Here is an 18,466-nt window from a genome sequence, read left to right on the forward strand (position 1 = left end):
GCAGGATGGGGGAACGCCGGCGGTCGATTGCGCAGGTCGCGGGTGTCCTGAATTTGCGAAGGCAGATTACGTTTTCGCATGGCCTGCGGGAGGTGAATCGCGCCAATATCAGACTGTTGCACCGTCGACCTGTCATATATGCGAGAAGCACGCGTGGAACAGCCGGGATTTAGGCCGCGACGGCAGATGAGGTTTTGAGTTATGGCGCCCGCGCGCGCCGGCGGGCGCAACCGACGCGCCCTGAAGGGCGTGTTGTGGCGCTTTAGCCACGGAAAAGGCGTAAGTAGTGATACAATCGTGGACGATAAGCACAGCTTCTGTTGCGCGGTGCATTGTTTGCTGTTTTTGATCCCTGCCGCTGCGGCGAGCATCATTAGGTCCAGACACCATGTTTTTCCCGCTGGCACGAACTACGACCCGGAACTTTCGCCCTATGTCGCGTTAAGTTTTCGTGCGTCGGGTTTCACCGTGTCAGGTCAGCGGTAGGACTCAGCAAGACAATCCAAGAAACGCGGCTCTCTGGCCGCGTTTTTCGTTTCCGTATTTTGTTTTTTTAGTTCCCAGAACCCCCCAGGAAGCACTCCCGATGGTACAGATCACATTGCCCGATGGTTCGCAGCGCCAATATCCGGGGCCGGTAACGGTTGCCGAAGTGGCGCAATCGATCGGTACGGGCCTGGCGAAGGCCGCCTTGGGCGGCCGCGTGACGTTTGAGGGCTCGGATTCCAAGCTGGTCGACACCAGCTTCCGCATCGAGGGCGACGCGCGCCTGGCCATCGTCACCGCCAAGGACGCCGACGGCCTGGATCTGATCCGCCACTCGACGGCGCACTTGCTGGCCTATGCCGTCAAGGAGCTGTTTCCCGATGCCCAGGTCACCATTGGTCCGGTGATCGACAACGGCTTCTACTACGACTTCTCGTACAAGCGCCCGTTCACGCCCGAAGACCTGGCCGCCATCGAGAAGAAGATGGCCGAACTCGCCAAGAAGGACGAAGTCGTCACGCGCGAGGAATGGTCGCGCGACGACGCCGTTGAGTTCTTCAAGGGCATCGGCGAAAAGTACAAGGCCGAGATCATCGCCTCGATTCCGTCGAACGAGCCGCTCAGTCTGTACCGTGAAGGCGACTTCATCGACCTTTGCCGCGGCCCCCACGTGCCGTCCACGGGCAAGCTGAAGGTCTTCAAGCTGATGAAGGTGGCCGGCGCCTACTGGCGCGGCGACAGCAAGAACGAGATGCTCCAGCGCATCTACGGCACGGCCTGGGCGACCAAGGAAGAGCAGGAAGCCTATCTGCACATGCTGGAAGAGGCCGAACGCCGCGACCACCGCAAGATTGGCCGCGAGCTGGACCTGTTCCATTTCCAGGACGAGGCCCCGGGCCTGATCTTCTGGCACCCCAAGGGCTGGGCGCTGTGGCAGCAGGTGGAGCAGTACATGCGCTCCGTCTACCGCGACAACGGCTACCAGGAAGTGAAGGCGCCGCAGATCCTCGACATTTCGCTCTGGAAAAAGACGGGCCACTGGGACAACTACCGTGAAAACATGTTCACGACGGAGTCCGAGAACCGCGTCTACGGCCTGAAACCGATGAACTGCCCGGGCCACGTGCAGATCTTCAACGCCGGCCTGCATTCCTATCGCGAGCTGCCCCTGCGCTACGGCGAATTCGGCCAGTGCCACCGCAACGAACCCTCGGGTTCGCTGCACGGCATGATGCGCGTGCGCGGCTTCACGCAGGACGACGGCCACATCTTCTGTACCGAAGAACAGCTGCAGGACGAGTGCGCCGATTTCACGGCGTTGCTGCAGAAGGTCTACCGCGACTTCGGCTTCACGGAAGTGCTGTACAAGGTCGCTACGCGTCCGGAAAAACGCATCGGCACGGACGAAGTCTGGGATACGGCGGAAGCCGCCCTGATGGAGAGCCTGCGCCGCACGGGTTGCGAATTCGAGATCTCGCCGGGAGAGGGCGCCTTCTATGGCCCCAAGGTGGAATACACCCTGAAGGACGCCATCGGCCGCCATTGGCAGTGCGGCACGATCCAGGTCGATTTCTCCATGCCCGTGCGCCTGGGCGCCGAGTACGTGGACCAGAACGACCAGCGCCGCCCGCCGGTCATGCTGCACCGCGCGATCCTCGGTTCGCTGGAGCGTTTTATCGGCATGCTGATCGAAAACCACGCCGGCGCCATGCCTCCCTGGCTGGCTCCGGTGCAGGCGGTCGTGTGCTGCATTTCCGAACCTTCGGCCGATTATGCGGCTGAAATCACGCAAAGCCTGAAAAAACAAGGCTTTAGAGTAGAGTCCGATTTGCGCGGTGAAAAAATCACTCGTAAAATTCGGGAGCACAGCCTGCAAAAGGTGCCGTACATCCTCGTCGTCGGCGACAAGGAAAAGCAAAACGGCACCGTAGCCGTACGCGGACTGGGCGGATTGGATCTTGGAGCCATCGCATACGACGAGTTCGTCGCGCGTTTGTCCGAGGACGTTTCCACCCGTCGCGACGTCGTTCATTCTGATAGCAGCGCTGCTTAACATTTCTAGGAGCTTTCAACATCGCCACTGAAAAAGCCAATCGCATCAACGGTGAAATCCGCGTCCCCGAGGTGCGCCTGATAGGTCTGGACGGAGAACAGCTCGGCATCGTCAAGATTGCCGACGCCTTCCGTCTTTCCGAGCAAAGCGACGTGGATCTGGTGGAAATCGCGCCGAACGCCGAACCGCCGGTCTGCCGTTTGATGGACTACGGCAAATTCAAGTACCAGGAGCAGAAGCGCCAAGCCGAAGCTCGTTCCAAGCAGAAGGTCATCCAGGTCAAGGAAGTCAAATTCCGTCCGGCCACCGACGAGGGCGACTACCAGGTCAAGCTGCGCAACCTGCGCCGCTTCCTCGAAGAAGGCGACAAGGCCAAGGTGACGCTGCGTTTCCGTGGCCGCGAAATGGCTCACCAGGAACTCGGTATGCGGGTGCTTGAACGTGTGCGCGACGATCTGCTGGAACTTGCCCAGGTCGAAGCCATGCCGAAGCTCGAAGGCCGTCAGATGGTCATGGTGCTGGCGCCGAAGAAAAAGGCCGTGCCTGCGGGCAAGCCTGAATCGGCTGCCTGAGCTCCTGCCGTAGTCTCCCCAGGGAGGCTACGCCGCTTGTGCGATCTGCCGCCAGTCATGGCGCCGGCGGGTTCGCTAATTGGGCGGCTCTGCGCTACGATGTCATAAAGCCGCCTTCCCGCGAGGGAAGGCGGTGTCCGTTCAGGGTGTCGCGATGCATGTATTGTTCGTTTTGGATCCCTTGCCGCTGCTCAAGGCGTACAAGGACAGCTCTGTCGCCATGATGCGCGCCCTGGTGGCGCGCGGCCATACGTTAAGCGTGGCCATGCAGGGCGATCTCTATATCGAGGCGGGCACGGTCAAGACCGCGGCCACCCCCATCGAATTGGTCGCGGACGCCGATCTGCACGGCCACGACTGGTGGCGCGAGTCTGCCGCCCAGGATCTGCCGTTGGCGGAATTCGGCGCGGTGGTCATGCGCAAGGATCCGCCGTTCGACATGGAGTATGTCTACTCCACGCACCTGCTCGAGTACGCCGAGGCGCAAGGCGCCCGCGTCTTCAATAGCGGCGCGGCGATCCGCAACCATCCCGAAAAGCTGGCCATCACCGAAATCAGCGAGTTCACCGCGCCTACGCTGGTGACCCGCAGCATGGCCCGCCTGAAGGCGTTCCACGACGAGCATCGCGATGTCATCGTCAAGCCGCTGGACGGCATGGGCGGCACGGGCGTGTTCCGGCTGCAGCCCAAGGATCCCAATCTCAACGCCATCCTGGAAACGCTGACGGACAATGGCGCGCGCACCATCATGGCGCAGCGCTACATTCCCGACATCGTCAAGGGCGACAAGCGCATCCTGCTGATCGGCGGGGTGCCGGTGCCGTATTCGCTGGCCCGCATTCCGCTGGCCGGTGAAACCCGCGGCAACCTGGCGGCCGGCGGCCGCGGGGTGGCCCAGGAACTTTCCCCGCGCGACCGCGAGATCGCCGAGGCCGTGGCCCCCAAGCTGGCCGCCCGCGGCCTGCTGCTGGTCGGCCTGGACGTCATTGGCGATTACGTTACCGAAGTCAACGTCACCAGCCCCACCTGTTTCGTGGAAATCGCGGAGCAAACCGGTTTCGACGTCGCGGGCATGTTCGTCCAGGCGCTGGAAAAGGCCGTGGCGACCCCTGCCGCTGCTGCTTGACCCGCCAGGATTCCTGTCATGACCACAGGTATAGTCATCGTCGTGCACGCGCCCCTGGGCGCAGCGATACGCGATTGCGCCAGCCACGTCATGGGCAACCTGGACGGCATGCTGGCCATACACGACATCCAGCCTGAAGACCGGCCGGACGATCTGGCGCCGCAAGTCCTCAAGGACATCCTGGAGCAGGAGCACGGCGCGGGCGTACTGGTGCTGACCGACCTGATCGGCGCCACGCCCGCCAATATTGCCAAGCGCGCCGTCTCCGATGCCCAGGCCCAGGGCATTCAGTGCTGCGTGCTGGCCGGATTGAACACCCCGATGCTGCTGCGGGCCCTGACCTATCGCAATCTGCCCTTGGCCGAAACCCGCGAGAAGGCGCTGGCCGGGGGGCTTCAGGGTGTCTTACGTGTAGACTGACGGGCGGAAGTTTGCCCTATTATGTCGGCTATCCATTCAGGCCGATTGACGGTTCGACGGTTTGCTGTGATCAACACTGCGGCCTCATGCCGCAGCCATAATATTTCCTATGCCTAATACAGACATCGTCATCAGCAATAAACTGGGCCTGCATGCCCGGGCGGCGGCCAAGCTGACGCAGCTGGCCAGCAAGTTTTCCAGCGAGATCTTCATCTCGCGCGGCGCGCAGCGCGTGAACGCCAAGAGCATCATGGGCGTCATGATGTTGGCGGCCGGGCTGGGTGTGACGGTAAAGCTGGAGGCCTCCGGCAATGACGCCGATCAGGCCCTTTCTGAAATTCAATCATTGTTCGATAGCAAATTCGGTGAGCAGGAATAGAATTTCTTCCGAATCCGCCGGCCTGAGCATCGCCCAGGCCGGCGCGTCTACGACCCTCAATGATGCACCCAACGGGGCTGGCTTTGCCGGCCCCGTTGTCTGTTTGTACGGCAAAGGCGTCGCCAAGGGATATGCCATCGGCCGCGCGGTCGTCATGGGCGCGGCGGCGCTGGAGGTCGCGCACTACCGCATCTCGCCTGAGGATGTGCCTGCCGAAAGCAGCCGGCTCACCGATGCGCTGGCTTCGGCGCAGCAGGAACTGCTGCAGCTGGCCGATACCTTGCCGGCCGACGCGCCGCGCGAGCTCGGCGCCATGCTCAACGTGCACAGCCTGCTGCTGGGCGACCCGCTGCTGGCCGAGCAGACCCTGGCGCTGATCGCCGAACGCCACTACAACGCCGAATGGGCCTTGACGACGCAGGGCCAGATCCTGGGCCAGCAATTCGACGCCATGGCGGACGAGTACCTGCGCGAGCGCGGGGCCGACGTGCGCCAGGTCATCGAACGGGTACTGCATGTGCTGGCCGGCACCTCGGCGATCCTGCCCGACATGTCTCACATGGGCGGCGACGACGCGCTGGTGGTCGTGGCCCACGACATTTCGCCCGCCGACATGCTGCGCCTGCGCGGCGGCCGCTTTGCCGCCTTCGTGACGGACCTGGGCGGTCCTACTTCGCATACCGCCATCGTGGCGCGCAGCATGGCCGTGCCCGCGGTGGTCGCCATGGGCAACGTGCGGGAACTGGTTCGCGACGGCGACATGCTGATCATCGACGGCGCGGCCGGCGCGGTGATCGTCAATCCGTCCAACCGCATTCTCGAGGAATACCGCCGCCGCCAGTCGGCCTATGCCGACGAGCGCGCCGAGCTGAGCCTGCTGCGCGACGAGCCTTCGGTCACGCTGGACGGCATCGATGTGGTGCTGCACGCCAACATCGAATTGCCTGAGGAAGCCGCGCTGGCGCTGGCTTCCGGTGCGCACGGCATCGGCTTGTTCCGCAGCGAATTCCTCTTCATGGGACGTCCGGACCTGCCGGGCGAGGAAGAGCAGTACGAAGCCTATTCGTCGGTGGTCAAGGTGATGGCCGGCAGGCCCGTCACGATCCGCACGCTGGACATCGGCTCGGACAAGACGCTGGACGGCGAGGCCACCGTGGCCACCAATCCCGCGCTCGGCCAGCGCGCCATCCGCTATTGCCTGGCGCGTCCGGAGATGTTCGCGACCCAGTTGCGCGCCATACTGCGGGCCTCGGCACACGGGCCCGTGCGCCTGCTGATTCCCATGATCGCGCACATGCACGAGGTGGTGGCGACCAAGGCTGCCATCGAATCCGCCCGCCGCGAGCTCGATGCGCGCGGCCAGGCCTACGCGCCCCACATGGACGTGGGCGCCATGGTCGAGGTGCCCGCCATCGCCATCGCCATCGAACCGTTCGCGCAGGCGCTGGATTTCCTGTCCATCGGCACCAACGACCTGATCCAGTACACGCTGGCGATCGATCGCGGCGACCACGACGTGGCGTCCCTGTACGATCCGCTGCATCCTGCGGTGCTGCGCCTGGTTGCGCACACCATCAATGCGGGCGAGCGCGCCGGCAAGCCGGTTGCCGTGTGCGGCGAGATGGCGGGGGATTCGCGCATGACCCGGCTGCTGTTGGGCCTGGGCCTGACCGAGTTCTCCATGCACCCCCAGCAGCTGCTGGACGTCAAGCGCGAGGTCCGGCGCGCGCACTCCAACGCCTTGCGCGTGAAGGTGGCCAGCGCCCTGAACCGCGCCTTGCCGGTGGACCTGGACACGCTGGACCTGGCCTGAGGCGGTTCGCCGCTGCATGAAAAAAGGCGCCGGGCGGAATGCCCCGGCGCCTTTTTTATCCCCGCCCGCCCATGCCATCCGGCGGGCGGGGGGAGAGGCTTCTGACTTAGCTGTGATACGCCGATTCGCCGTGGCTGGTGACGTCCAGGCCTTCGCGCTCCTGGTCTTCCGGCACGCGCATGCCGCACAGGGCGTTGGCGATCTTGTAGGCGATCCACGCCACCACGCCGGACCAGACAATGGTCAGCAGCACGCCTTCCAGCTGGACCCACAGTTGATGGCCGATCATGCCCGGCTCGGCCAGGCCGGGACCGCCGAGGATCTGCGCATTGAACACGCCAGTCAGCAGGGCGCCCACGATACCGCCCACGCCGTGTACGCCGAATACGTCCAGCGCGTCGTCGGCGCGCAGCAGGCGCTTCAGGCCGTTGACGCCCCAGACGCAGACGATGCCGGCAATGACGCCGATGACCAGCGCGCCCACCGGACCCACCAGGCCGGCGGCCGGGGTGATGCCGACCAGGCCGGCGACGGCGCCCGAGGCGGCGCCCAGCATCGAGGGCTTGCCCTTGACGGCCCATTCGGTGAACAGCCAGGACAGCACGGCGCCGGCGGTCGCGATCATGGTGTTGAAGAAGGCCAGGGTGGCGTTCTCATTGGCGGCCAAGGCGGAGCCGGCATTGAACCCGAACCAGCCCACCCACAGCAGCGCCGCGCCCACGAAGGTCATCGGCAGGTTGTGCGGCTGCATGGCTTCGCGGCCGTAGCCGACGCGCTTGCCCACCACGTAGGCGCCCACCAGGCCGGCCACGCCGGCGTTGATGTGCACCACGGTGCCGCCGGCGAAGTCCAGGGCGCCCTTGGCGTTCAGCAGGCCCGGCGCCGTTTCGGACGCGAACCAGACCATGTGGGCAATCGGTACGTAGGCGAACGTGAACCAGATCACCGTGAACACCAGCACCGCCGAGAAGCGGGCGCGTTCGGCGAAGCTGCCGACGATCAGCGCGCAGGTAATGCCGGCGAAGGTGGCCTGGAAGGAGGCGAACAGCAGTTCGGTCAGCGAGTTCGACATGGCGTACTTGCCGTCGGACGGGGTGAACATGCCGGAGAAGAAGGCGCGCGACAGGCCGCCGAAGAAGGCGTTGCCTTCGGTGAAGGCAAGGGAATATCCGTAGATGAACCAGAGCACCAGGCCCAGCACGAACGTGCACAGTACCTGCAGCAGCACGGACAACACGTTCTTGCTGCGCACCAGGCCGCCATAGAACATCGCCAGACCGGGTACGGCCATCATCAATACAAGCAGGGTAGAGACGAGCAACCAGGAGATATCTGCTTTATCCATTTTCAGGCTCCATTGAGTCTTTATTTATTTACAGCGCAGCTTCGCCGGATTCACCCGTTCTGATGCGGATCACTTGTTCGAGCGGCGCGGCGAAGATCTTGCCGTCGCCGATCTTGCCGGTGCGGGCCGCCTGTTCGATGGCTTCAATGACCTGATCGACCAGATGGTCAGGCACGGCGGCTTCGACGCGCAGCTTGGGCAGGAAATCGACGGCGTACTCGGCGCCGCGATACAGCTCGGTATGGCCCTTCTGGCGGCCAAATCCCTTTACTTCAGTGACAGTCAGACCCTGGACGCCGATCCCGGATAGAGCCACCCGCACTTCGTCGAGCTTGAAGGGCTTGATGATGGCGATGATGAGTTTCATGGCATTTCCTCTCATGGTTGCACGTTGGCCTCACCTATCAAGCAAATTCCATGCCATGTCGGACATGGCCCAGCGGAGGAGGTTGGTGCGCTGAAGGTGTGCCTGATTGCACCGATTTGGTGCTTCATGCACCGCTGGTCGGCTTCAAGTTGGTGCGCCGCGCCAGCCCTTGGGGCAAGCAACAAGATATGTTTCTCAACCAATATTTGTAGCAAATTGATGCGTGTTTTATTGCGTTTTATATTGGCATATCAGCTTATTTGTAGAACCATCGACGGACCGCCTGTTGCCCGCAGAGCCATGCGCGGCGCGCCTCTGGCGCAAATCGACAGACATGCGGCGAGACGTCGGAGCGCGCCGGAATCGGTGCGGCCGGCGCGGTCGCGTGATACGAGGGTTTACACCCGTCGGCTTGTTGCCGAAGAGCGGCTGCAGAAGAATCGATATCAGTTCAAGCCTGTCCCCAAACAGGCTGGGCCGCAGGCGGAGCCTCCGCGTCGACGGATCTCCAAGAGAAAGCAGGAACGGGAAGGGGTAGTCATGAAGATCCACCGCAAGGCTTTCTGCACTTTGGCCCTGGCCGCGTCGCTCGCCGCGCTGGCCGGTTGCAACAAGAGCGAAGAAAAGGCCGCCACGCCGGCCGCCACCGCTCCTGCGCCCGCACCTGCGGCTCCCGCGACGCCGCCTCCACCCGCAACTCCGCCTTCCTCGGCTGCTCCAGCGGCAGGCGCTGTGGCGTCCGTTCCCGCCGAGTGCGAGGCCTACGTCGCCAAGATCAATGCCTGCATGGACAAGCTCGGCAGCGGCAATCCGGCTGCCGCCGCGATCAAGGAGCAGCTTGACGCGGCCAGGGCGCAATGGGGCGCGGTCAGCGACAAGGCGCAGCTGGCGGCGCAATGCAAGCAGTCGTCGGATACGTTCACGCAGTCGGCAAGCCAGATGGGTTGCCCGTAACGATGTTGGTAGGGGGTTGCCGCCATGGCAGCCCGGTTTTCTCCTGTGCTTTGAAGGGCGGTCACCGCATGCGGCCCGCCCTCTTTTTTTGGATCGAGGCGGCCCTTTTTTGCCGGACGGGTCCGGAAACGGCATTCCGACGCACTACACTTGAGGCATCAAGAACACAGTGAGGCCGTCATGAACAATCGCACCCAGTGGATGGAAGACATCCAGAAGAACATCTCCGACCTGATCGCCCGCAGCCCGGCCGCGGATGTCGAGCGCAACGTGCGCGCGATGATGACGCAGGCATTCTCCAAGCTGGATCTCGTCACGCGCGAGGAATTCGACGTCCAGGCCGACCTGCTGGCGCGCACCCGCGCTCGGGTGGATCAATTGGCCGCGCAGGTGCAGCAGCTGGAGTCGCGCTTGTCCGCGCTGGACAAGTAAGCGCTGGCGGCCGCATCGCGGCCGGCAGGGAACGCTTCCCGGAAACGGCCGCGATCAGCGGCCGTTTTCCATTTCCGCGTGCGCATCTGTGGCGGGCGGGCGTGATGCTTCTGTCACGGCCGCCGCCGCGGACGCCTCGCGTTTGCGGATACTGGCGGACCCAGCTCTTACTCGGAGGCCGCCTTGACGCTAGCCGTACTTGCCAGCCGCGCCCTGTGCGGCCTGGATGCCCATGCGGTCCGCGTGGAAACGCATCTGGGCCCGGGCCTGCCCAGCTTCAATGTGGTCGGCCTGCCCGATATCGAAGTGCGCGAAAGCCGCGAGCGCGTGCGCGCGGCCATCCTGAATAGCGGCTTCGAGTTCCCGCCGGGCAGGATCACCGTCAATCTTTCGCCCGCCGACATCCCCAAGGAGTCGGGGCGTTTCGACCTGCCCATTGCCCTGGGCCTGCTGCTGGCCTCCGGCCAGTTGGCCGCGCCGGCGGACGTCCGTGATCCGGAATCACCCGTTCGCGATCCGGCCCTGGCCGACCTGGTGCTGGCCGGCGAGCTATCCCTGACTGGCGCGTTGGTGCCGGTCGCGGCGCCGCTGGTCATCGCGCTGAGCGTCGCCCGGGAGGCGCCCGGCGCCACGCTCATCCTGCCTGCGGGCAGCGCCGAGCAGGCAGCCTGGGTTCCCGGGCTGCGCGTGCTGTCGGCGCGCACATTGGCCGACGTGGCTGCGCACGCCGCCGGTGCTTGTCTGTTGCCCAATGCCGTACCCCGGCCCTGGCCGGCGACTGCGCCCGGGCCGTGCCTGTCGGACGTTCGGGGGCAGCCGGGGGCGCGGCGGGCCCTGGAGGTTGCTGCGGCGGGCGGACATAGTCTCTTGATGATAGGGCCGCCGGGGGCGGGCAAGAGCATGTTGGCGGCGCGCCTGCCGGGGCTGCTGCCGCCGCTGGCGCGCGGCGAGGCGTTGGAAGTTGCCGCCGTTGCCGCGCTGGCTGGCTTGTCCGACGCGCCCGTGGGCCAGCCTCCGTTCCGGGCGCCGCACCATTCCGCCACGGCGGCGGCGCTGGTGGGCGGGGGGAGCCGTCCCCGTCCAGGCGAGATCAGCCTCGCGCATCATGGGGTGCTGTTTCTGGATGAATTGCCGGAGTTCAGCCGCCGTACGCTGGAGGCCCTGCGCGAACCCCTGGAGACGGGCAGGGTGGTCATCGCACGGGCGCTGCGCGCAGCGCAGTTTCCTGCCCGTTTCCAGTTGGTGGCGGCCATGAATCCGTGTCCTTGCGGTTGGCGTGGGCACCCGGGGCGGCCCTGCGCCTGCACGCCGGATCAGGTGGCGCGCTATGCAGGCAAGATATCGGGTCCGTTGCTGGACCGCATCGATCTGCACGTGGCCTTGCCGCCATCCGACCCCGAATGGATGGGCAAGCCGCCGGGGGAGGCGTCCGGCCCGGTCCGCGAACGTGTGGCGCGTTGCCGCCAGCGCCAGCAGGCCCGCCAGGGCAAGCCCAACGCCGCGCTGGCGGGAGCGGAACTGGACGAGCATTGCCGTCTGGATGACGAAGGCCAGGCCCTGCTGCTGCAGGCCATGCGCCGCCTGGCGGGCTCGGCCCGCGCCATGCACCGGGCGCTGCGGGTGGCGCGCACGATCGCCGATCTGGAAGGGGAGGACGCCCTGGGCGCCCGCCACATTGCCCAGGCGGTGCAGTACCGGCGGCCGGGCGTATGAGACTCCCTGCGGACGCCCAATGAGCCTGGGTTGCGCTTTGCCGGCTGCCTGGCTCGACAAAATGCAGGAAATCACCATATAATCAAAGGCTTTCCCGGATCTGGATCAGATTTGACCTGCTCTGGGGAGAATCCGCTTGGCAGCGATGCTGGCGGAAAGTACCCCGGAAGTACTTCGAGAAGTATCCCAAGAAGTACCCCCCCGGAAGTACCCCAAGTAGTACCCCAAGTAGTACCCCAAGAAGTGGCAACAGGTCTCCAAGTTTTGCCGCCATGGAAGGTTTCATCGGCCGTCCATGCGTCAAGCACCTGGTGTCATGCATATCAACAATGAGTGTTTAGTTTAGGGAATCAACATGCCCAAGATGAAAACCAAGAAAAGCGCCTCCAAGCGCTTTAAGGTTCGCGGCAGCGGCTCCATCAAGCGCGGTCAGGCGTTCAAGCGCCACATTCTGACCAAGAAGACCACCAAGGCCAAGCGTCAACTGCGCGGCTCGACGGCGGTCCATGAATCCAACGTGGCCTCCGTCAAGGCCATGATGCCTTTCGCTTGATCTAAGGGAGATCTACTATGCCTCGCGTCAAACGCGGCGTAACTGCCCGCGCACGTCACAAGAAAGTCATTGCCGCCGCCAAGGGTTACCGTGGCCGCCGCGGTAATGTGTTCCGTATTGCCAAGCAAGCAGTCATGCGCGCTGGCCAATACGCCTACCGCGACCGTCGTAACAAGAAGCGCACGTTCCGTGCTCTGTGGATCACGCGTATCAACGCCGCCGTCCGCGAACATGGCGTCAGCTACAGCGTGTTCATCGCCGGCCTGAAGAAGGCTTCGATCGAACTCGACCGCAAGGTTCTGGCCGACCTGGCCGTGCGCGACAAGGCCGGCTTTGCCGCCATCGTGCAGCAAGCCAAGGCTGCCTTGGCTGCCTGATCGCGCTTTAACTCATCGCGCATCGCTGCAAACGGGGCTGTAATGGCCCCGTTTGCGTTTTGAAGGCTGGATTTCATGACTCAAACGGTTGACGACCTGGTCTCCCAGGCGCAAGAACGCTTCGCCGCGGCCTCCGATGCCGCCGCGCTGGAAAATGCAAAGGCTCGGTTCCTGGGCAAGGAAGGCGCGCTGACGGTGCTGCTCAAAGCCCTAGGCAAGCTCGAACCCGAGCAGAAGCGCGAGATGGGCGCCCGGATCAATCAGGCCAAGCAACAGGTCGAAGAGCTCCTGAACCTGCGCCGCGCCGCGCTGGCACAGGCTGAACTGGACGCCCGCCTGGCATCCGAAACCATTGACGTCACCCTCCCGGGCCGCGGCCGCGCGCCGGGCGGCATCCATCCGGTGATCCGGACCTGGGAACGCGTGGAAGAGATCTTCCGTTCCATAGGCTTCGACGTGGCCGACGGCCCCGAAGTGGAAAACGACTGGACCAATTTCACCGCTTTGAACAACCCGCTGGACCATCCGGCGCGTTCCATGCAGGACACGTTCTACGTCGACATGAACGACGCCGACGGCCTGCCGCTGCTGTTGCGCACGCACACCAGCCCCATGCAGGTGCGTTACGCCCGCATGCACAAGCCGCCCATCAAGGTCATCGCGCCGGGGCGCACCTATCGCGTCGACAGCGACGCCACGCACTCGCCCATGTTCCACCAGGTGGAAGGGCTCTGGATCGCCGAGGACATCTCGTTTGCTGACCTCAAGGGCGTGTACACCGATTTCCTGCGCTGCTTCTTTGAAACCGACGACCTGGCCGTGCGTTTCCGCCCGTCGTTCTTCCCGTTTACGGAGCCGTCCGCCGAAATCGACATGATGTTCACCTCGGGTCCGAACCGCGGCCGCTGGCTGGAGATTTCTGGCTCGGGCCAGGTGCATCCGCAAGTGGTGCGCAACTTCGGCCTCGATCCCGAACGCTACATCGGCTTTGCCTTCGGTTCCGGACTTGAGCGCCTGACCATGTTGCGCTACGGCGTCAACGATCTGCGCCAGTTCTACGAAGGCGATTTGCGCTTCCTGCGCCAGTTCAACGAATAACAGACGGCTGATCATGCAATTTCCCGAATCCTGGCTGCGTACGCTGGTCAACCCCGCCATCGCCACCGATGAACTTGCACACCGGCTTACCATGGCCGGCCTGGAAGTCGAAGACACCGTGCCCGCCGCGCCCGCCTTTACCGGCGTGGTCGTGGGCCACATCGTCGAAATCGCGCCGCACCCCGACGCCGACAAGCTGCGCGTCTGCAAAGTAGACGACGGCTCCGGCGAACTGCTGCAGATCGTGTGCGGCGCGCCCAACGCGGCTGCCGGCCTGAAGGTGCCGCTGGCGCGCGTCGGCGCCGAGCTGCCTGGCGGCATGAAGATCGGCGTGGCCAAGATGCGCGGCGTGCAGTCCTCGGGCATGCTGTGCTCGGCCCGCGAACTGGGCCTGTCGCAAGACCATGCGGGCCTGTTGGAACTGCCTGCCGACATGACGCCGGGCCAGTCGATCCGCGAGGCGCTGGATCTGGACGACACGCTCTTCACGCTGAAGATGACGCCCAATCGCGCCGACTGCCTGTCCATCCTGGGCGTCGCGCGCGAAGTGGCCGCCCTGACTGGCGCACCGCTGTCGGTACCCACGGCCGTCGCCGTGCCCGTCACGCTGGATGAGCGCCTGCCAGTCAAGGTCGAAGCGCCCGATCTGTGCGGCCGTTTTGGCGGCCGCGTGATCCGCGGCGTCAACGCCCGCGCCGCGACTCCTGAATGGATGAAGACGCGCCTGGAGCGCGCCGGCCAACGTTCGGTGTCGGCGCTGGTGGACATCTCCAACTACGTCATGCTCGAACTGGGCCGCCCCTCGCACGTGTTCGACCTGGACAAGATCCGCGGCGACCTCAGCGTGCGCTGGGCCCGCGAAGGCGAGACGCTCGAACTGCTGAACGGCCAGACCGTTGCGCTGGACTCCAAGGTGGGCGTGGTCGTGGCCGGCGACCAGGTGGAAAGCCTGGCCGGCATCATGGGCGGCGAAGCCACCTCGGTCACGCTCGATACCCGCAACATCTATCTGGAAGCCGCGTTCTGGTGGCCGCAGTCGCTCGCCGGCCGCGCGCGCCGCTACAAGTTCAGCTCGGAAGCCAGCCACCGCGGCGAGCGTGGCGTGGACTACGCCACCATCCCCGAGCACATCGAATTCATCACGCGCCTGATCATTGACATCTGCGGCGGCGAAGCCGGCCCGCTGGATGATCAGATCGTCAACCTGCCCAAGCGTGAACCCGTGCGCATGCGCCTGGCGCGTTGCCACCGCGTGCTGGGCGTGCCCGTCACGCAGGCCGAAGTCGCCAAGATCTTCGGCAGCCTGGGCCTGGACTTCAAGATCGAAGGCGACGACTTCGTCGTCACGCCGCCGTCCTACCGCTTCGACCTGGAGCTTGAGGAAGACCTGATCGAGGAAGTGGCCCGCATCTACGGTTTTGAAAACATTCCGGCCGAGCCGCCCATGGCGCGCGCCAAGATGTACTCGCAGCCGGAGATCCGCCGTGGCGCCCACGCGCTGCGCCGCCTCACCGCCGCGCAGGACTACCAGGAAGTCGTGAACTACAGCTTCGTCGAAGCCGATTGGGAACGCGACTACGCCGGCAACGAGACGCCGGTGCGCCTGGTCAACCCGATTGCCAGCCATCTGTCGGTCATGCGCTCCAGCCTGATCGGCGGCCTGATTGCCAACATCCGCCACAACGCCAATCGCAAGCAGACGCGCGTGCGCCTGTTCGAACTGGGCCGCGTATTCATGCGCGATGCGTCCGCCCAGGATGGTCCGCTGGAAGTGGCCGGCGTGCGCCAGCCCATGAAACTGGCGGGCGCGGCCTGGGGGCCGGCCGTGGAAGAACAGTGGGGCGCCGCAACGCGCCAGGTGGACTTCTATGATGTGAAGATGGATGTCGAGGCGCTGTTCGGCGCGCGCGGCAGCCGTCTGCGCTTTGAAGCCGCCTCGCATCCCGCTCTGCATCCGGGCCGCGGCGCCCGCATCGAACTGGACGGCAAGCATGTCGGCTGGATCGGCGAGCTGCATCCGCGCTGGGCGCAACAAGCCGACCTGGCGCACGCGCCTGTCGTGTTCGAACTGGACGTCGCCGCGCTGTCCGAAGGCGAACTGCCGCAAGTGCGTGAACTCTCGCGCCAGCCCGTGGTGGTGCGCGATCTGGCGCTGTGGGTCGATGCTCATGTGTCGGCGCAATCCATGCTCGATACCGTCGCCGCGGCCGTCAAGGCGGACCCGCAGCTGTCGGTGGTGCAGGACGCGCGCCTGTTCGACGTGTGGCGCGAGAAGGCCCAAGGCAGCGAGCCCGTCTCGGAGAAAAGCCTTGCTTTCCGTTTCTGGCTACAGGACACTGAGGTCACGCTGGACGAGGCCCGCGTGGCGGATTGCCTGGCACGCATCAAGGAAGCCTTGGTGGCTGCGCACGGCGCTCGCCAACGCGCTTGAACCATGGGGAACAGTATGCTTGCTGCCGAGCCGCGCACTCTGACCAAGGCTGAACTGGCCGAACTGCTCTTCGAGCGGGTCGGCCTGAACAAGCGCGAAGCCAAGGACATCGTCGATACTTTCTTCGAGGAAATCCGCGACGCCTTGGCGCGCGGTGATTCCGTCAAGCTCTCCGGTTTCGGCAACTTCCAGGTGCGCGACAAGCCGCCGCGCCCTGGCCGCAATCCCAAGACCGGCGAAACCATCCCCATCGCCGCGCGCCGCGTGGTCACCTTCCACGCGAGCCAGAAGCTCAAGAGCGTGGTGGAGCAGGCAGCGCCCGCAGCACCCGACGCCGAGGAGTGATACGCTTTGTCGGCAATTGTTATCGGCACCTGACGCATCGCGGCATAAAATCCCCTTATGACACGTACCGAATCCACCGTTACCTTACCGCCCATTCCCGCCAAGCGTTACTTCACCATCGGTGAAGTCAGCGACCTGTGTGGCGTCAAGCCTCATGTCTTGCGGTATTGGGAACAGGAATTCACGCAGCTCAAGCCGGTGAAGCGGCGCGGTAACCGCCGCTACTACCAGCATCACGAAGTGCTGCTGATCCGCCGCATCCGCTCGCTGCTGTATGAGCAAGGCTTCACGATCAGCGGCGCGCGCAATCGCCTGGGCGATGCGCGCGACGTGCCGCATGATCAGGACGCGGCAGTGCGCCTGTCGGGCGCCGAGATGCAGGCCTTGCGTAATGAGCTGGGCAACGTCTCGACGATGCTGTCTGAAGCCTTGGGCACGGCGGCGAACGCTGCAGGCGCAAGCGCCAGCAACGCCAGCCCCGCGGCCTGAACGCGGCGCGTCGTCTTTCCCAATATTGTTTGAACGCAGTACCTGCAACGCGCGGCTCATGCCGCGCGTTGCATTGAGCAGTACCTCGCGCTGCAATCATCGATGCGCATGCGGTTGATGCACTCGATGAACGCAGCGCGAAAATTTTTTTGAGTATTCAGCACTTTTTTTGCACGAATGCGTGCAAACAATTTTTTGTTCTGCTATACTCTTTTTCTTTCGGGGCGTAGCGCAGCCTGGTAGCGCACTTGCATGGGGTGCAAGGGGTCGCGAGTTCGAATCCCGCCGTCCCGACCAGTAGTTCCAAAGGCCGTCAGTGAGAAATCACTGACGGCCTTTTCATTTTTGCTGCTCTATTTTCGATGCGACCAACGCAAGCCCAATGCATCGGCGCCTGCCAAAAGAAAGCCACCTGATGCAGGTGGCTTTTGTTTTCTTCCGATCAGCTTCGATACGCCAGATGGATCAGCGGGTATGGCCTGCCTTGATCATCAAGCGGCGAACGCCCTGTACGCCTGAAGCCCATCCTCTCATAGAAGCCTACCGCCTGGCCATTCTGTTCATTGACGTCCGTCGTCATGTTGGGATGAAGCGAGAGTCCGTGCCGCACCAGCGCGGCGCCGAGGCCTGTGCCGCGGCAGGCGGGATCGACGAACAACGCCTGCATGTGGCCGTCGTCGATCAGCATGAATGCCTGCGGATAATCGTTGGCGTCGACCGCAAGCCAGAGCGGCACTTGGGGGAGAAAGCCGCACACCATCTCGTCGATGGCCTGGCGATCCTCGGGTGAAAGAAAGTCGTGCGTGGCGTCCACCGCATTGCGCCAGATTTCGACGGCGCGCGCGCCTTCGTCGGGGCGGGAGGTTCTTATCGTAATCATCGGCGCAGAGTATTGGATTTTCTTTTGCGTCGTCAAATTGACGACGATCTGGTGCGTACCTGAATGGTATAAGTGCTCGGCAGCGCAACGACGGTGCGCTTGATGGTCACTGATTACTCCAGGCGGTCTGCGGATGAAAGTCATGAGAACTCTTGCGTTGCTCCTTTTGCTGACGCTACAGGCGGCCAACGCCGTTGCCGAAACGCAGGCGGACACGTCGGTCGCGCGCGTGGTGCAGGGCGGCCGCTGGACCGACGGCGCAGCCACGGGCGCGTACCGGATTGTCGTGGAAGAGGTCGGCTTCGAGCACGTCAGCTGCCGCATCCAGATTCAATGGGTCGCTTCCGCGCCCTCTGGCCGCCCCGCGAAGCTCGTCGCGGAACAGACCTTTGCTGAACTCTCAACCACCTTCTGGAGTTGCGGGCAGGGCAAGCAGAGCGTGCTCGTCGCGGGCAATGTGCTGAAAGTGCAGGCCACGCACGCGTATTCCGGCGAGTCCTGCACATTTACGGCAAGGCTCGGCAAGCCGGGCCGATATCAATACGAAGGATGCAGCAACGAGAAGCCTGCAACCAAGGCTGGCGGTTGAGTCGCTTACCGCGGTGGTAAATCGCGCACCGCGAACCCCTGCGA

Annotated in this window: 19 protein-coding genes and 1 tRNA gene; 17 read left to right on the forward strand and 3 right to left on the reverse strand. The window is 64.2% G+C overall.

Annotation, left to right across the window (positions count from 1 at the left end; translation table 11 throughout):
• The first annotated feature begins 586 nt into the window (after positions 1–586).
• The 6 genes from thrS (at position 587) to ptsP (ending at position 6,849) form a co-directional block, all read left to right on the forward strand.
• The gene (thrS, locus tag ACM1PE_RS07205; RefSeq protein ID WP_419342840.1) at positions 587–2,539 is read left to right on the forward strand and encodes a threonine--tRNA ligase; all 1,953 of its coding nucleotides are present in this window, start codon (positions 587–589) and stop codon (positions 2,537–2,539) included.
• A gap of 20 nt (positions 2,540–2,559) precedes the next feature.
• Complete coding sequence (infC, locus tag ACM1PE_RS07210; protein WP_080551054.1) at positions 2,560–3,111, forward strand: translation initiation factor IF-3; 552 nt, start codon at positions 2,560–2,562, stop codon at positions 3,109–3,111.
• Between the two features lie 154 nt (positions 3,112–3,265).
• The gene (gshB, locus tag ACM1PE_RS07215) at positions 3,266–4,237 is read left to right on the forward strand and encodes a glutathione synthase (protein ID WP_059380526.1); all 972 of its coding nucleotides are present in this window, start codon (positions 3,266–3,268) and stop codon (positions 4,235–4,237) included.
• Between the two features lie 18 nt (positions 4,238–4,255).
• A complete protein-coding gene (locus ACM1PE_RS07220; RefSeq protein ID WP_054458255.1) occupies positions 4,256–4,657 on the forward strand; it encodes a PTS sugar transporter subunit IIA in 402 nt (133 codons plus the stop codon).
• 109 nt (positions 4,658–4,766) lie between these two features.
• On the forward strand, positions 4,767–5,036 hold the full coding sequence (locus ACM1PE_RS07225; RefSeq protein WP_013392913.1) for an HPr family phosphocarrier protein: 270 nt from the start codon (positions 4,767–4,769) through the stop codon (positions 5,034–5,036).
• A 103-nt stretch (positions 5,037–5,139) separates the two neighbouring features.
• Positions 5,140–6,849 (forward strand): phosphoenolpyruvate--protein phosphotransferase, encoded by a 1,710-nt coding sequence (gene ptsP / locus ACM1PE_RS07230; RefSeq protein WP_419343818.1) that lies wholly within the window; start codon positions 5,140–5,142, stop codon positions 6,847–6,849.
• Between the two features lie 106 nt (positions 6,850–6,955).
• Here the strand turns inward: ptsP and amt are convergent, their stop codons facing one another.
• Positions 6,956–8,194, reverse strand: a complete 1,239-nt coding sequence (amt, locus tag ACM1PE_RS07235; RefSeq protein WP_013392915.1) for an ammonium transporter — start codon at positions 8,192–8,194, stop codon at positions 6,956–6,958.
• 28 nt (positions 8,195–8,222) lie between these two features.
• A complete protein-coding gene (locus ACM1PE_RS07240) occupies positions 8,223–8,561 on the reverse strand; it encodes a P-II family nitrogen regulator (RefSeq protein ID WP_054458254.1) in 339 nt (112 codons plus the stop codon).
• 540 nt (positions 8,562–9,101) lie between these two features.
• Here ACM1PE_RS07240 and ACM1PE_RS07245 point away from each other — a divergent pair.
• The 10 genes from ACM1PE_RS07245 to ACM1PE_RS07290 all read left to right on the forward strand — a co-directional run bounded on the left by ACM1PE_RS07245 (position 9,102) and on the right by ACM1PE_RS07290 (position 17,250).
• A complete protein-coding gene (locus ACM1PE_RS07245) occupies positions 9,102–9,515 on the forward strand; it encodes a DUF5339 family protein (protein ID WP_118933320.1) in 414 nt (137 codons plus the stop codon).
• A gap of 180 nt (positions 9,516–9,695) precedes the next feature.
• A complete protein-coding gene (locus tag ACM1PE_RS07250; RefSeq protein WP_054458252.1) occupies positions 9,696–9,947 on the forward strand; it encodes an accessory factor UbiK family protein in 252 nt (83 codons plus the stop codon).
• 183 nt (positions 9,948–10,130) lie between these two features.
• Complete coding sequence (locus ACM1PE_RS07255) at positions 10,131–11,660, forward strand: YifB family Mg chelatase-like AAA ATPase (RefSeq protein WP_419342844.1); 1,530 nt, start codon at positions 10,131–10,133, stop codon at positions 11,658–11,660.
• Between the two features lie 355 nt (positions 11,661–12,015).
• A complete protein-coding gene (gene rpmI / locus ACM1PE_RS07260; protein ID WP_006218740.1) occupies positions 12,016–12,213 on the forward strand; it encodes a 50S ribosomal protein L35 in 198 nt (65 codons plus the stop codon).
• 17 nt (positions 12,214–12,230) lie between these two features.
• Positions 12,231–12,590: a 50S ribosomal protein L20 gene (rplT, locus tag ACM1PE_RS07265; RefSeq protein ID WP_006218741.1), complete on the forward strand. Its 360-nt coding sequence runs from the start codon at positions 12,231–12,233 to the stop codon at positions 12,588–12,590.
• Between the two features lie 75 nt (positions 12,591–12,665).
• Positions 12,666–13,688, forward strand: coding sequence for a phenylalanine--tRNA ligase subunit alpha (pheS, locus tag ACM1PE_RS07270; RefSeq protein ID WP_118933318.1), 1,023 nt, complete (start codon positions 12,666–12,668; stop codon positions 13,686–13,688).
• 13 nt (positions 13,689–13,701) lie between these two features.
• Complete coding sequence (pheT, locus tag ACM1PE_RS07275) at positions 13,702–16,119, forward strand: phenylalanine--tRNA ligase subunit beta (RefSeq protein ID WP_280016720.1); 2,418 nt, start codon at positions 13,702–13,704, stop codon at positions 16,117–16,119.
• 3 nt (positions 16,120–16,122) lie between these two features.
• Positions 16,123–16,464: an integration host factor subunit alpha gene (locus ACM1PE_RS07280; RefSeq protein WP_054458248.1), complete on the forward strand. Its 342-nt coding sequence runs from the start codon at positions 16,123–16,125 to the stop codon at positions 16,462–16,464.
• A 57-nt stretch (positions 16,465–16,521) separates the two neighbouring features.
• Positions 16,522–16,953: a MerR family transcriptional regulator gene (locus ACM1PE_RS07285; RefSeq protein ID WP_059380532.1), complete on the forward strand. Its 432-nt coding sequence runs from the start codon at positions 16,522–16,524 to the stop codon at positions 16,951–16,953.
• A gap of 220 nt (positions 16,954–17,173) precedes the next feature.
• Positions 17,174–17,250, forward strand: a tRNA-Pro gene (locus ACM1PE_RS07290).
• A 145-nt stretch (positions 17,251–17,395) separates the two neighbouring features.
• On the opposite strand, the gene ACM1PE_RS07295 is transcribed toward ACM1PE_RS07290, so the two are convergent.
• Positions 17,396–17,833 carry an acetyltransferase gene (locus tag ACM1PE_RS07295; protein ID WP_419343819.1) on the reverse strand — a complete coding sequence of 146 codons (438 nt, stop codon included), beginning with the start codon at positions 17,831–17,833 and terminating at the stop codon, positions 17,396–17,398.
• A 142-nt stretch (positions 17,834–17,975) separates the two neighbouring features.
• Between ACM1PE_RS07295 and ACM1PE_RS07300 the strand changes: the two genes are divergently transcribed.
• A complete protein-coding gene (locus ACM1PE_RS07300) occupies positions 17,976–18,422 on the forward strand; it encodes a hypothetical protein (RefSeq protein ID WP_419342847.1) in 447 nt (148 codons plus the stop codon).
• The last annotated feature ends 44 nt before the right edge of the window (positions 18,423–18,466 follow it).

Source organism: Achromobacter sp. PD1 (genome assembly GCF_048541815.1).
Taxonomy (GTDB): domain Bacteria; phylum Pseudomonadota; class Gammaproteobacteria; order Burkholderiales; family Burkholderiaceae_B; genus Achromobacter; species Achromobacter bronchisepticus_A.

Coding starts and splice junctions, on each gene's coding strand:
- thrS (WP_419342840.1), top strand. CDS start 587: ATGGTACAGATCACATTGCCCGATGGTTCGCAGCGCCAATATCCGGGG.
- gshB (WP_059380526.1), top strand. CDS start 3,266: ATGCATGTATTGTTCGTTTTGGATCCCTTGCCGCTGCTCAAGGCGTAC.
- ACM1PE_RS07220 (WP_054458255.1), top strand. CDS start 4,256: ATGACCACAGGTATAGTCATCGTCGTGCACGCGCCCCTGGGCGCAGCG.
- ACM1PE_RS07225 (WP_013392913.1), top strand. CDS start 4,767: ATGCCTAATACAGACATCGTCATCAGCAATAAACTGGGCCTGCATGCC.
- amt (WP_013392915.1), bottom strand. CDS start 8,194: ATGGATAAAGCAGATATCTCCTGGTTGCTCGTCTCTACCCTGCTTGTA.
- ACM1PE_RS07240 (WP_054458254.1), bottom strand. CDS start 8,561: ATGAAACTCATCATCGCCATCATCAAGCCCTTCAAGCTCGACGAAGTG.
- ACM1PE_RS07245 (WP_118933320.1), top strand. CDS start 9,102: ATGAAGATCCACCGCAAGGCTTTCTGCACTTTGGCCCTGGCCGCGTCG.
- ACM1PE_RS07250 (WP_054458252.1), top strand. CDS start 9,696: ATGAACAATCGCACCCAGTGGATGGAAGACATCCAGAAGAACATCTCC.
- rpmI (WP_006218740.1), top strand. CDS start 12,016: ATGCCCAAGATGAAAACCAAGAAAAGCGCCTCCAAGCGCTTTAAGGTT.
- rplT (WP_006218741.1), top strand. CDS start 12,231: ATGCCTCGCGTCAAACGCGGCGTAACTGCCCGCGCACGTCACAAGAAA.
- pheS (WP_118933318.1), top strand. CDS start 12,666: ATGACTCAAACGGTTGACGACCTGGTCTCCCAGGCGCAAGAACGCTTC.
- pheT (WP_280016720.1), top strand. CDS start 13,702: ATGCAATTTCCCGAATCCTGGCTGCGTACGCTGGTCAACCCCGCCATC.
- ACM1PE_RS07280 (WP_054458248.1), top strand. CDS start 16,123: ATGGGGAACAGTATGCTTGCTGCCGAGCCGCGCACTCTGACCAAGGCT.
- ACM1PE_RS07285 (WP_059380532.1), top strand. CDS start 16,522: ATGACACGTACCGAATCCACCGTTACCTTACCGCCCATTCCCGCCAAG.
- ACM1PE_RS07295 (WP_419343819.1), bottom strand. CDS start 17,833: ATGATTACGATAAGAACCTCCCGCCCCGACGAAGGCGCGCGCGCCGTC.
- ACM1PE_RS07300 (WP_419342847.1), top strand. CDS start 17,976: ATGAGAACTCTTGCGTTGCTCCTTTTGCTGACGCTACAGGCGGCCAAC.